This window comes from Corynebacterium sp. CNJ-954, from assembly GCF_001942345.1.
In the GTDB taxonomy this organism is placed as follows: domain Bacteria; phylum Actinomycetota; class Actinomycetes; order Mycobacteriales; family Mycobacteriaceae; genus Corynebacterium.
Genome location: NZ_MKKI01000003.1, coordinates 48,161 through 60,782, shown reverse-complemented (window position 1 = coordinate 60,782; position 12,622 = coordinate 48,161). Strand labels below are relative to the sequence as shown.

Here is a 12,622-nt window from a genome sequence, read left to right as displayed (position 1 = left end):
TCAGTCCGCCTGCGAGGTCTCGACTTTCGCCCGCCGCACCGCGGCGGCATCAATGTCGGTGGTCTCCGCCCCCGTGTCCGGTGACCATCCGGCCGGTGCCTCCGGCCATTCATGGGTCAGACATCCCAGGACGGCCAACGCGGCGGCCTGTGTCGTCACCGGCAGCGTCGACAGATCCGGGAGGAACCCGGGGTTGTGGTTGGTCGGGATGTCGATGTCGAGGCGGTCCGCCGCCTCGGCACGCCGCCACTGCTTCAGCGGCGTGATCCCCACCGTCCAGAACAGGTACGGCGCATTGAACGCCCGCGGGATCACGGAGAAGTCCTCTGACGCCGTCCAGGGTTCCATCTCCTGGGACTGCTCCCCGAAGAACCGGTCGAAGTGCGGGCGTACCACCGCATAGGCTGTGCTGTCATTGTCCGTGGCCGCCAGCAGGCCGAGGAAGCGGAACTCCGGCTCGCGTTCACACCCTGCTGCGGCTGCTTCGGAACGCACGATCCGTTTGATGGCGTCCACCGCCCGGGTGCGTACCGATTCCTCGTAGAAGCGGCAGCTCAAGGCCAGACGTGCTGAGTCCGGGATGACGTTGTTCGCCTTCCCCGCCTCCACGGAGGCGACTGTGACCACGGCGAACTTCCCTGGCGGCAACTCACGTGACACCACGGTCTGCAACTTCATCACCACCGACGCGGCGAGCACCACCGGATCCACCGCGCGGTGCGGCATCGAGGCATGTGCGCCCCTGCCGAACAGGGTGATCTCGATGGTCGTGGAGCTGGTCAACACCGGCCCCGGTGCGGTGTACACCTGTCCGGACGGTCCGGGGACCACATGCTGACCGAGGCAGACGTCAGGACGCGGGACGATGGACCGCAGCCCGTCATTCACCATGCCGTGGGCACCGATGGAGGCTTCCTCGGCGGGCTGGAACAGGAAGATCACCGTCCCCTGCCATTTCTCACGGGAGGCGTCGATGATCGACAGGGCGCCGAGGGCGCTGGAGGTGTGCGCGTCATGCCCGCAGGCGTGCATGGTGGGCACGCGTTGGCCCTGGGCATCCAGCTGCGCGTGGGTGGAGGCGTAGTCGACGCCGGTGTTCTCCGCGACCGGCAGTCCGTCGAAATCGGAGCGGAAGAGCACGGTGGGCCCCTCCCCGTTACGCAGGACGGCGGTGATGCCGTGCCCACCGATGCCGGTGGTGACCTCCCAGTCGCTGAAGCGTGCCAGCTCCTCGGCGATGCGTCCCGCAGTCCACTCTTCGGCCCCGGAGAGTTCGGGACGCCGGTGGAACTCCTTGTACAGGCTGGTGAGCCACTCCCGGTCAAGCGCTGTCTCTGCGACGATCTCAGCGGGTTCGACGGTCACGGGCACGGTCTCACGGTTCCTTCCGGGAAGTGGCGCGTTCTTGGGACGCTCTCGGGATGCTGTTGTCCACACCACCCTACCGCGAAGTCTGCGGCGCTAACGGACATCAACCGGCACGAGCCCGGCATCAGCCGGTATCAGCCTCGCAGCGCCGTCAGGTACGGCACGAGTTCCGCCAGGGCACGGCCGCGGTGGGACAACTCGTCCTTGCGCTCCGGGGTCAACTCTGCGGAGGACTTCTGCGGTTCCTCGTCCGGGGAGAACAACGGGTCATAACCGAATCCGTTGCCGCCCCGCGGCTCGCGCAGCAGCATCCCCCGCCACACACCGCGAACCGTGACCTCGTCCTCACCGCCGAGCCGTCCGGCCATGTCGGCGGGGACCACCAGGGCGCAGGCGGAGACGAAGCCCGCTCCCCGCCGCTCATCCGGCACGTCCGCGGTCTGGCCGAGCAGCAGGCGGTTGTTCGCCTCATCCGTCGAACCGTCCCCGGTGTCGTGACTGCCGGACCACCGGGCCGAGAGCACCCCCGGCATCCCGTTGAGGGCGTCGACGCACAGTCCGGAATCGTCGGCGACGGTAGGAAGCCCGGCGTAGCGGACCCCGTCCCGTGCCTTGATCAGTGCGTTCTCCTCGAACGTGGCACCTGTCTCCGGGGTCTCCGGGTAATCCTCGACGTCGCGCAGGCTCAACAGCTCGATACCGTCGACACCCGCGGCCTCAAGCACGCGGTGCAGTTCAGCGAGTTTCTTGGCGTTGCGTGACGCAACCAGGACCTTCATGCTCACAGTGTCACCGCCTGTCCCAGATCAGCGGCGAGTGCCTTCCGCTGCAGGGCGGTCAGATCCCGCAGACCACCTTCCGCCAGGTCCAGCATCACGGACAACTCGTCCCGGCTGAACTCTGCGTTCTCGCCGGTGCCCTGGATCTCCACGAAATGACCTTCCTCGGTCATCACGACGTTCATGTCCACATCGGCGCGACTGTCCTCCTCATAGGGCAGGTCCAGGCACCCCACACCGTCGATGATGCCGACCGAGACCGCGGCGACGGGGTCGAGCAACGGCTCGCCCGGCACCACGCCGCGCTGCTGCAGCACCGACAGGGCGTCTGCCAATGCCACGTAGGCGCCGGTGATCGACGCGGTACGGGTACCTCCGTCGGCCTGCAGCACGTCGCAGTCGATGTTCACGGTGTTCTCCCCGAGGGCACGCAGGTCCACCGCCGCGCGCAACGAGCGTCCCACCAGTCGGGAGATCTCCTGGGTGCGGCCCTTGACCTTGCCCTTCACCGATTCGCGCTGCATACGGTCAGCGGTCGCGGACGGCAGCATGGCGTATTCGGCGGTCAACCAGCCCTCACCGGAGTCCCGCTTGAACCGCGGCACCCCCTCAGAGACGCTGGCGGTACACATCACGCGGGTGTCACCGAATTCGACGAGGACGCTGCCTGCGGGGTTGGTGGTGAAGCCGCGGGTGATGCGGACGTTCCTCAGCTGGTCGACGGCGCGGCCGTCGGCCCGGGTGAAATTCACGGACGGTACGGATGGTTCGGACGGTTCAGAAGCACTCATGCTTCGCCAGTCTAGCTGCCGACGCTGACCGTCATCCCCCGGCGTGCCAGCTCGACCGGCCCGTCGTAGTACCGACGCGCCCCACGCAGCGCCCCCTCCGGGTCACCCCACGGCGGGATGTGGGTGATGATCAGCCGGCCCACGCCCGCCTCTGCGGCCGCCTGCCCTGCCTCTTCGCCGGACAGGTGCATCTGCGGCGGGTTGTTGCCGTCGTCGCGTTCCCCCCAGGTCGCCTCGCACAGCAGGACGTCCGCCCCGGCGGCCAGCGCCGCAAGGTGGCCGGTGGCGGCGGTGTCACCGCTGTAGACCAGGGAGGAGCCGTCCTGCTCCTCCACCCGGATCAGGTAGGACTCGGTCGGGTGCACCGCCGGGGCGGCGTACAGGACCGTCGCACCGATGTGGTGCGCCGGGTACACCGTCCCTTTCGACGTGTCGTCGAATTCCACCGGATCGTCCTGCAGGGCAGGGGCGTGCCAGGAGTGGACGTCCAGGATGTCGGAGAAGTCGTCGACCTGGGACGGGTGGTCGGCCGAGGCACGGCCGAGGTGCAGGGCGGAGATCGACGGTCCCAGCAGGGCGTGACGGCGTGCTGCCGCCTGTGTGGGGTGGAAACGCTGCCAGACCACGAGGGAGGGGAAATCCGAGCAGTGGTCGGGGTGCAGGTGGGAGAAGATGACGTCGACGTTTCCCGGGTCCCCCAGGGATTCGAGCTGTGCAAGCACCCCCGGGCCCATATCCATGAGGATCTCCCGCCCGTCCGCCATCCGCAGAAGATAGCCGGAGGCGGGGTTGTCGGGAGCGGAGAGGCTCCCGGAGCATCCCAGAATGGTCATGTCCATGACAGATATTGTTACATGACCCATGCCGGAAACTGGGAGTCAGGCAGTGATTCTCCGTGATTCTCCCAGTTTCGCCCGGCACAGTTCCGCTAACGCAGCAGTTCCGGGATCCTGCTGACACCGGCCACCGACGGGCCCAGGAACCGGGAGGCCAGGCTGGCGAAACGAGCCGGGTCTCCGGTGGACTCGAACGTCAACTCCGGGGCCGTACCCGGGACGGGCTCAGCGAGAAGGTCCTTCTCCGACAGGCTGCGGTACACCATCTTCGCGGTCTCCTCGGCGGAGGAGACCAGGGTGACGTCGTCCCCCATCACCAGCTGGATCACACCGGTCAGCAGGGGGTAGTGCGTGCATCCGAGGACGACGGTGTCCACCCCTGCGTCTTTCAACGGCTCCAGGTAGGTCTCCGCCAACCCCAGCAGCTGACGCCCGGAGGTGATGCCACGTTCGATGAAGGGGACGAACTGCGGGCACGCCTGGGCGACGACCTCCACGTTCGGGCTCGCGGCGAACAGGTCCTGGTAGGCGCCGGAGGTGACGGTGGCCTGGGTCCCGATGACCCCGATGCGGTTGTTCCGGGTCACCGACACCGCCCGGCGCACCGCCGGCAGGATCACTTCGACCACGGGGACGGGATAACGTTCGCGGGCGTCACGCAGGAATGCGGCGGAGGCGGAGTTGCAGGCGACCACGATCATCTTGCAGCCGCGCTCCACCAGCTGGTCGGCGATCGCCGTGGCCAACTGCCGCACGGTGGCCAGGGGTTTGTCACCGTAGGGTGAGTTGGCGGTGTCGCCGATGTAGATCACCGATTCACCGGGGAGTTGGTCGATGACCGAACGTGCCACGGTCAACCCGCCGACTCCGGAGTCGAAGATCCCGATGGGTGCTGTGGCGGCCGGTTCGGAGGGGGCCGGTGGAACCGGAGAAACCGGAAAGACATCGTTCATGATGTCCGAGTCTAGTGCGGCCGCCGCCTCGCGGAGGGAGGGGGCGAAAGGATGTCGGCGGTCACGCCTTCGCATTCACCGCTTTGGCCTGCTGACGTTGCTTCACCGCCGGACGGCCCGCGCCCCAGGCTGTCATCGCCCCGCCGACGCCACCGAAGAGGTGTCCCTGCCAGCTCACTCCGGGCTGGTTTGGCAGGATCCCCCAGAACAGACCGGCGTAGACCACGATCACCACGATGCCCAGCAGGACCTCGGGAATGCTGCGGGTGAAGAAGCCGCGCACGGCGAGGAACACCGCCCACCCGTAGATCAGGATGGACGCCCCCACATGCACGGTGTTTTCACCGCCGAAGAAGAACACGCCGACCCCGGCGACGATGGTCGTCACGATCGTGGACGCCCACACCGCCTTCTGACCCGACAGCGCGACCAGGAAAAGGAGGACGGCAACGGCCGGGGTGTTGGCGATCAGGTGGGAGAAGTTGACGTGGATGAACGGCGCCGGGAGGATCCCCCAGAAGCGGGAGAAGTCCAGCGGGTGAATGCCGAGTGAGACGAGGCGGTTTCCGGAGGCCCAGTTGATGATCTGGACGGCCCACAGCACGGCGAGGAACACCAGGGTGGTGACCAGGGCCTGGCCGAACCTGCCACGGTCGCGGAAACGGGTCTTGCCAGATGTCGCAGATGTCGCAGGTGTTGTCCCGGTCATGTTTCTCCTCAGGTGGTTCCGGTCATGATGTCGCGCCACGAGGGGACGTCGAAGGCGGTCTCGGCGGCCAGGACGGCGTGCACGAGGGCCCGCTCGGTGCAGGATGCCGCAGCGGCGCAGAGCACCGCCAGGTCATTGGTGCCGACGCCGGTACGGGCCCCGCACGGCGCCAGGGCGAAGAACGTGTCACCGTCCATCGGCAGGTGTGACGGACGGACTGCCCGAGCCAGGCCGTCGTGCGCGCCATGGCGAGTCGTCCGGCCTGGGGTTTGTTCACCCCGGCGTCGGTGGCGACGACGCCGATGGTCGTGTTCAACGGTGACGGTCCTGACGGGGTCATCTTGGTTCCGCCGATGCCCCGGGCGAGGATCGCCTGCAGCCCCTCGGCCGTCGGTCCGGGAATGTCGTCCGGTACGTCACGACCCCAGAGTCGTCCCGTCATCGGGTCGACGACGGAACCAGCGGGGTTGGCGACCACCCCGGCCGCGACGGTCACGCTGCCCCCGTCGGAGAGTCGGACGGTTTCACTGGCCTGACCGAAGCCGCCTTTCACGGCTCCGGCGGTCGCGGCGAGACCGGCACCGACATTTCCGGCGCGCGCCCCGGCGACCACCGTCGTGTCTGCGGTGGTGTCACCGAGAGCGGCAGCTACCGCCCGTCGCCCCGTCTCCGCGGTCGGACGGGAACCAGGGTCACCGACGGGCAGGTCGAAGATCACCGCGGCCGGAACGATCGGCACGATCAGGGACGGCGCGGCCTCCCCCAGGACCTGCAGGCCGATACCGCGGTCCTCCAGTTCCGCCATCACCCCGCCGGCGGCGTCCAGACCGAACGCCGAGCCGCCGCACAAGGCGACGGCATGGACGGACTCCACCGTGTTCGACGGTGCAAGCAGGTCGGTCTCCCTGGTCCCCGGTCCGCCCCCGCGAACGTCCACCGCCGCCACCGCCCCGTCCGGGCACACCACGACACTCACGCCGGAACTGTCGACCTCGGCGTGTCCCAGGAAGAGTCCCGGAATGTCGAGGAGCGTGTCCGTCCCCGGCTCTTTCGGCAGATCATTCATCAGGGACGTCCATCGGGCCGACCATCGCAGTGAGCAGGCTGTCCTGGTGGTACCCGAGCCATTCGAGGTAGTTCTCCGTCGCCGCGATCTCCCCGGCGCGGTCGGAACCGCCGGAACCGCCGGAACCGTCCGGCCCGTCTGCCTGGGCAGTGCGCTCCTGCTCGAGACGACCGTGATGGTAGGCACGGATGTCGGTGAGGGCACCGAGCCAGGAACTGGTCTGCTCAGCGGTGAGACTGACATGCACCGACCCGTCCGGACCGAGCAGATCGCTGACCAACCGCAGGTTCGTCAGCTTCCCCTTGATGATGTCGGTCTCGTTGAACTGGCGCGAGACACCGGCCTCCCCGTCGACCTCTTCATCTCCGTCCCGGAAGAACGACGGCAGCATGGCGGCGAGTACCGGATCGTCCGGGGCGTCGGTGTGTCCCGACGGCAGGCCGGTCATCTCGGCGAGCTCGTCCTTCGGCGCCGAGCGGGCCCGCCCGATGAGGAGTTCCCCGACGGTGGCGGCGCTGTTGCCGAGCATCTCGCGTTCCATCGGCTCCAGCTCGGTGATGTACCTGACGCCTCGCACCAGGCCTTTCTTCTTCACCCACGGTTTCATGGTCTGCCCGTCATCCTTCCGCCCGCTGCATGGTGGCCCACAGGCCAGCCGTCTGCAGCTTCTTGACGTCTCCCTCGACCTTGTCACGTTCGCCGGAACTGACGATGGCCTTGCCCTCGTTGTGGACCTTCATCATCAGTTCGGTCGCGCGTTTCCTGGAGTACCCCAGGACGGTCTGGAAAACGTAGGTCACGTAACTCATCAGGTTCACCGGGTCATCCCAGCAGATGCACTGCCAGGGAAGGTTGGCCTCCGTGAGGGAGTCGGGAAGCTGCTCTTCCACAGGAGTGACCGCCGGTGCGGCGGGAGCGGCAGGCGAAGTCATGGTGTCCAGACTACCGACTAGAATGGTCGACCGTGACCCAGCACACCAACGAGCACGCCGAGACCCCTGCCCCGTCGACAGCACTGCTGACCGACATGTATGAACTGACGATGCTGCAGGCCGCGCTGCGTGACGGTTCCGCCGACCGCCAGTGCAGTTTCGAGGTCTTCACGCGCCGGCTCCCCAATGAACGCCGTTACGGTGTCGTCGCCGGCACAGCACGTGTACTGGAGGCGGTGCGCGACTTCCGCTTCACCGACGACCAGCTCGCAGGCCTGGATTTCCTGGACGACAGGACACGGGAGTATCTGCGGACCTTCCGGTTCTCCGGACACGTCGACGGCTACCGGGAGGGCGAACTCTACTTCCCGAACTCCCCGATCCTCACCGTGCGCGGCACCTTCGCCGAGACCGTGATCCTGGAGACCGTGGTCCTGTCCATCCTCAACCATGATTCGGCGGTCGCCTCCGCAGCGGCCCGCATGGTGACCGCCGCAGAAGGTCGCCCGATCATCGAGATGGGCTCCCGGCGCACCCACGAACAGTCGGCGGTGTCCGCGGCCCGTGCCGCCTACCTCGCCGGATTCCACTCCACCTCGAACCTAGAGGCCGCCTCCCGCTACGGGCTGCCCGCCGGGGGAACCAGTGCCCACGCGTGGACGCTGCTGCACGTGGACAAGGACGGCCGGCCGGACGAGAAGGCCGCGTTCCGGTCCCAGATCGACGCCCAGGGGCCCGGCACCACGCTGCTGGTCGACACCTACGACATCACCCAGGGGGTGCGTCACGCCGTGGAGGTCGCCGGCACCGCACTGGGTGCGGTGCGCATCGACTCCGGCGACCTCGGCGTCCTCGCCCGCCAGGTACGCAACCAGCTCGATGAACTCGGCGCCTACGACACACGCATCGTGGTCTCCTCGGACCTCAACGAGTTCGCGATCGCCGCCCTCCGGAGCGAGCCGGTGGACATCTACGGTGCCGGAACATCCGTGGTGACCGGTTCAGGCGCGCCCACCGCGGGCCTGGTCTACAAGCTCACGTCAGTCGACGGCCACCCGGTGGCCAAGCGCAGCAGCCACAAGGCCAGCCACGGTGGCGCCAAACGCGCGCTACGGGCCTGCCGGGACACCGGCACCGCCGTCGAGGAAGTCGTCTACCCCTTCGACTCCGACATGCCCGAACTGGGCATCCTGCACCCCGTGCAGCTCACGGTGCCGCTGGTCCGGAACGGCGAGACGGTTGACGACCTACCGACCCTCGACGAGTCCCGCGACCATCTCGCACGTCAGCTCGTGTCCCTGCCGTGGGAGGGTCTGGCCCTCTCCCGTGACGAGCCCGCCCTCAGCGTCCGTTTCGCCGGCCTGTGAACGACCAGCAGGAGCACACCCGGCAGCTGCTCGACAACGCCGTGGCCGCACTCGGCGGCTCCCGGCGGGACGGGCAACGGCGAATGGCGGCAGCAGTGTCCACGGCGATCTCCACCCGTCGGCACCTGGCGGTCCAGGCGGGCACGGGGACGGGCAAGTCCCTGGCCTATCTCGTCCCCTCCCTCGAACACGCGGTGGGAGCCGGTGAACGGGTGGTGGTGTCCACGGCCACCATCGCCCTGCAACGTCAGCTCGTCGACCGGGATCTTCCGCGGGTCACCGAGGCGCTGAAGGAGGATCTGGGACGCCGTCCGACCTTCGCGATCCTCAAGGGCCGCAACAACTACCTGTGCCTGAACCGCATCGGCGGTACCGGGGGCGCAGGCAACACCGGAACCGAGGACGGTGCCGAATCGCTCCTGGACGAAGCAGAGGTCAGCGCCACCGGTGCACAGGTCGCCCGTCTGCACGACTGGGCGCAGGAGACCGAGGACGGCGACCGCGACACCTTGCCCCGAGGGGTCTCCGACCGCGCCTGGCGCCAGGTCAGCGTGACCAGTCGGGAATGTGTGGGCGCCACGCGGTGCCCCTTCGGCGACCAGTGCTTCGCCGAAGCCGCCAAGGAGAAGGCCGCGCAGTCCGACGTGGTGGTGACCAACCACGCACTCCTGGCGATCGACGCCCTGTCGGAACAGTCCGTGCTGCCCAACCACGACACGGTGATCATCGACGAGGCCCACGAACTGGAGGGGCGCATCACCTCCGTCGCCACCGAGGAACTCTCCGGGGCCGCCGTCGCCATTCTCGCGCGCCGGTGCGAGAAGGTCGGCCCCGACGACTGCGCCTCCGAGCTGCTCAGCGCGGGTGACACCTGGACCGCCGAGATCGAGGCGGCGGTCACCGCACACACCGCCCCCGACGGCCGCTGGACCAGCGTCCCCGTCACCCTCGTGGAACCCCTGCATTCGCTCCGCGACGCCCTGTGGAAGACACGGAGCAGACTGCACGGCAGCGGTGGTACCGGTACCGCGCCGGGCGGTTCCGGAAGTGCCGCCGACAACGACCCGGAGAAGACCGCCGAGATCTTCTCCTGCCTCTCCGCCTGCGAGGAGATGCACGACACCGTGGTGCGCATTCTCGAGGCCTCGCCCGCGGAAGCCACCGCGGAAACCACCGGAGGCGGGGAAGCGTCAGAATCCTCAGAACCCTCAGAACCGTCAGATTCCCTCCTCGGCGAGGACGTCGTCTGGCTGTCCGGCGACCGTAACCGTCGCAGTGTCTACGTCGCCCCGTTGAGTGTCTCCGACCTGCTCCGCGGCCGGTTGTTCGCCGACCAGACCGTGGTGCTCACCTCCGCGACACTGGCGCTCGGCGGGAGGTTCACCTCCATGCTGGCCACGTGGGGCCTGGCTGCATCCGCCTGCACCACCCTCGATGTGGGCACCCCGTTCGAACCCTCCACCCACGGCATCCTCTACACGGCCCGCCACCTGCCACCGCCCGGGCGGGAGGGCGCGTCACCTGAATCCATCGACGAACTCGCCCAGCTCGTCTCCGCTGCCGGCGGGAGGACCCTCGGCCTCTTCTCCTCCCGTCGGGCGGCGGAGAACGCGGCCACGGAACTGCGTACCCTCGTCCCCTACGAGATTCTCTGCCAGGGGGACGACTCCCTCGGAGCACTCATCGACCGGTTCCGGAAAGAACCGGAGACCTGTTTGTTCGGGACGTTGAGCCTGTGGCAGGGGGTGGACGTCCCCGGGCCGTCGCTGTCGCTGGTGGTCATCGACCGGATACCGTTCCCACGACCCGACGATCCGTTGTCGCAGGCGCGCAAGGAGGCCGTGGACTCCGCCGGGCGCAGCGGCTTCATGGAGATCGCTGCGACGCACTCGGCCCTGCTGATGGCGCAGGGGGCGGGGCGGCTGTTACGTGCCGCGGACGACCGCGGCGTCGTCGCGGTCCTCGACCAACGCCTGGTAACGAAGCGGTACGGCGCTTTCCTCCGCGCCTCGATGCCGGAATTCTGGCAGACGGTCGACGGAGACACCGCCCGCGGCGCGCTGCGCCGTCTACGCGGCGACTGACCTGACGACGGCCTGGTCGCGGCGGGGGCGGGTGTGGCCGCGCGGGGGATTGTGGGCGGGGTCACGGGCCCTGGCGGGTAGGATTGGCCGCGAACACATCTACCGGGACACGACGACCCCGAACTTTTTTGCGCAGGAGGACACACATGCCCGTCACGAGTGACCGTCCCGATGTCATCATCCCCGATGTCGGACTCCACGAGTACCTCTACGGCGACCTGTCCCCCGAGGACGAGGACCGCGTCGCTGTCGTGGATCTCGCCGGGGGCACCGAGACGTCGTACGCCACGCTGCGCAGCCACGTCAATTCCGTCGCGGGCTGGCTCTCGCGCCACGGCGTCGCGAAGAACGACGTCGTGGCCCTGCACTGCCCGAACTCCGTGGAGTTCATCGTCGCCGCGCACGCCGTGTGGCGTCTCGGTGCCGTGCTGACGCCGGTGCCCCTGCTGGCCTCACCGTCCACGGTCGCAGAACAGCTGCGCGACTCCCACGCAGTGATGCTGCTGACCCTCGCCGGACTGGGCGACGGCGGCGAGGAGGCTGCCGAGCTCGCCGGGTTGCCCGCCGACCGGTTGATCCACCTCGACACCTCCCGTGGTCTCAACCAGATGCTCGCGGAGCGTAACACGCCCCCGACCGTCTCCTTCGACCCGTCCACCCAGCTCGCGGCACTGCCCTATTCCTCGGGCACCACCGGCCTACCCAAGGGGGTACGGCTGACCCACCGCAATCTGGTGGCGAACATGGCCCAGGTCGAGAGCTCCGGTCCAGTCACACGGGACGACGTGGTCTTCGGCGTGCTGCCCTTCTTCCACATCTACGGCCTCTCCACGCTGGCCAACCTGGTGGTGCGGTTGCGGGCGCAACTGCTCACCGTCCCCCGTTTCGAACTGAACACCTTCCTGCGTAACCATCAGAAGCACGGGGTGACGTTCACGTTCATCGCGCCTCCGGTCGCCCTCGCCCTGGCCAAGCACCCCGAAGTCGACAACTACGACCTCTCGGCACTCCGGGGGGTGCTGTCGGGAGCCGCCAGCCTGGACGAGGAACTCGCCAGCGCCGTGGAGAAGCGTCTCGGCATCGACGTCTACCAGGGCTACGGTCTCACGGAGACCAGCCCCGTGACCCATGTGAACCTCGACAGAAGTCTCTCCCGCGGGTCCGTCGGTCGGCCAGTGGCCAACACCGAGCACAAGCTGGTCGACCCGGACTCCGGCGACGAGATCCCCGTCCCGACCGACGCCGGGGCGTTGAGCGACGCCGGTGAACTGTGGGTCCGTGGTCCTCAGGTCATGGACGGATACCTCAACAACCCGGAGGCCACCGCCGGGGCGCTGCCCGGTGACGGCTGGTTGCGTACCGGCGACCTCGCCCGCCAGGGATCCGTCGGCGAAGTCTTCATCGTCGACCGCCTCAAGGAGCTGATCAAGTACAAGGGTTACCAGGTTCCGCCGGCGGAACTCGAGGCGCTGCTGCTCACGCATGACGCGGTCGCCGACGCCGCCGTCGTCGGGGTCACCAACGACGACGGGGAGGAGATCCCCAAGGCGTACGTCGTCGCCCGTGACAAGGACGCCGCCGGGGACGCACTCGGGGACACACTGATCGCCTTCGTCGCCGAGAATGTCGAGCCCTACAAGAAGGTCCGGGCCCTCGAGTTCATCCGGGAGATCCCGAAGTCGGCGACCGGTAAGATCCTGCGCCGATCGCTCCTCTGAGCCCGGGATGCACCCGGGC

Annotated in this window: 11 protein-coding genes and 1 pseudogene; 3 read left to right on the top strand and 9 right to left on the bottom strand. The window is 68.1% G+C overall.

What is annotated here, in order from left to right:
• From BJF89_RS01855 to clpS, 9 genes and pseudogenes are all read right to left on the bottom strand, one after another.
• Positions 1-1,371, bottom strand: a complete 1,371-nt coding sequence (locus BJF89_RS01855) for an amidohydrolase (RefSeq protein ID WP_075811777.1) — start codon at positions 1,369-1,371, stop codon at positions 1-3.
• 131 nt (positions 1,372-1,502) lie between these two features.
• Positions 1,503-2,147, bottom strand: a complete 645-nt coding sequence (locus BJF89_RS01850) for a non-canonical purine NTP pyrophosphatase (RefSeq protein ID WP_075811775.1) — start codon at positions 2,145-2,147, stop codon at positions 1,503-1,505.
• A 2-nt stretch (positions 2,148-2,149) separates the two neighbouring features.
• Complete coding sequence (gene rph / locus BJF89_RS01845; protein WP_075811773.1) at positions 2,150-2,938, bottom strand: ribonuclease PH; 789 nt, start codon at positions 2,936-2,938, stop codon at positions 2,150-2,152.
• 11 nt (positions 2,939-2,949) lie between these two features.
• Positions 2,950-3,777: an MBL fold metallo-hydrolase gene (locus BJF89_RS01840; RefSeq protein ID WP_075811771.1), complete on the bottom strand. Its 828-nt coding sequence runs from the start codon at positions 3,775-3,777 to the stop codon at positions 2,950-2,952.
• Positions 3,778-3,866: 89 nt separating this feature from the next.
• Positions 3,867-4,727, bottom strand: a complete 861-nt coding sequence (gene murI / locus BJF89_RS01835) for a glutamate racemase (RefSeq protein WP_075811908.1) — start codon at positions 4,725-4,727, stop codon at positions 3,867-3,869.
• A gap of 61 nt (positions 4,728-4,788) precedes the next feature.
• On the bottom strand, positions 4,789-5,436 hold the full coding sequence (locus BJF89_RS01830) for a rhomboid family intramembrane serine protease (protein ID WP_083650438.1): 648 nt from the start codon (positions 5,434-5,436) through the stop codon (positions 4,789-4,791).
• A gap of 8 nt (positions 5,437-5,444) precedes the next feature.
• Positions 5,445-6,502: pseudogene (locus BJF89_RS01825) on the bottom strand (P1 family peptidase).
• Positions 6,495-7,109 (bottom strand): DUF2017 domain-containing protein, encoded by a 615-nt coding sequence (locus BJF89_RS01820; RefSeq protein ID WP_075811769.1) that lies wholly within the window; start codon positions 7,107-7,109, stop codon positions 6,495-6,497. The pseudogene BJF89_RS01825 and the gene BJF89_RS01820 overlap by 8 nt, the downstream one beginning before the upstream one ends.
• A 10-nt stretch (positions 7,110-7,119) precedes the next feature.
• Entirely contained in the window at positions 7,120-7,434 is a 315-nt protein-coding gene (clpS, locus tag BJF89_RS01815; RefSeq protein WP_038549864.1) for an ATP-dependent Clp protease adapter ClpS, read from the bottom strand.
• 32 nt (positions 7,435-7,466) lie between these two features.
• Here clpS and BJF89_RS01810 point away from each other — a divergent pair, with 32 nt between their 5' ends.
• From BJF89_RS01810 to BJF89_RS01800, 3 genes are all read left to right on the top strand, one after another.
• Positions 7,467-8,801 (top strand): nicotinate phosphoribosyltransferase, encoded by a 1,335-nt coding sequence (locus BJF89_RS01810; RefSeq protein WP_075811767.1) that lies wholly within the window; start codon positions 7,467-7,469, stop codon positions 8,799-8,801.
• Positions 8,798-10,885, top strand: a complete 2,088-nt coding sequence (locus tag BJF89_RS01805; protein WP_075811765.1) for an ATP-dependent DNA helicase — start codon at positions 8,798-8,800, stop codon at positions 10,883-10,885. The genes BJF89_RS01810 and BJF89_RS01805 overlap by 4 nt, the downstream gene beginning before the upstream one ends.
• A 146-nt stretch (positions 10,886-11,031) precedes the next feature.
• Positions 11,032-12,603 carry an AMP-binding protein gene (locus BJF89_RS01800; RefSeq protein WP_075811763.1) on the top strand — a complete coding sequence of 524 codons (1,572 nt, stop codon included), beginning with the start codon at positions 11,032-11,034 and terminating at the stop codon, positions 12,601-12,603.
• Positions 12,604-12,622 lie beyond the last annotated feature (19 nt).

Coding starts and splice junctions, on each gene's coding strand:
- rph (WP_075811773.1), bottom strand. CDS start 2,938: ATGAGTGCTTCTGAACCGTCCGAACCATCCGTACCGTCCGTGAATTTC.
- murI (WP_075811908.1), bottom strand. CDS start 4,727: ATGAACGATGTCTTTCCGGTTTCTCCGGTTCCACCGGCCCCCTCCGAA.
- BJF89_RS01850 (WP_075811775.1), bottom strand. CDS start 2,147: ATGAAGGTCCTGGTTGCGTCACGCAACGCCAAGAAACTCGCTGAACTG.
- BJF89_RS01830 (WP_083650438.1), bottom strand. CDS start 5,436: ATGACCGGGACAACACCTGCGACATCTGCGACATCTGGCAAGACCCGT.
- BJF89_RS01820 (WP_075811769.1), bottom strand. CDS start 7,109: ATGAAACCGTGGGTGAAGAAGAAAGGCCTGGTGCGAGGCGTCAGGTAC.
- clpS (WP_038549864.1), bottom strand. CDS start 7,434: ATGACTTCGCCTGCCGCTCCCGCCGCACCGGCGGTCACTCCTGTGGAA.
- BJF89_RS01800 (WP_075811763.1), top strand. CDS start 11,032: ATGCCCGTCACGAGTGACCGTCCCGATGTCATCATCCCCGATGTCGGA.
- BJF89_RS01840 (WP_075811771.1), bottom strand. CDS start 3,777: ATGGACATGACCATTCTGGGATGCTCCGGGAGCCTCTCCGCTCCCGAC.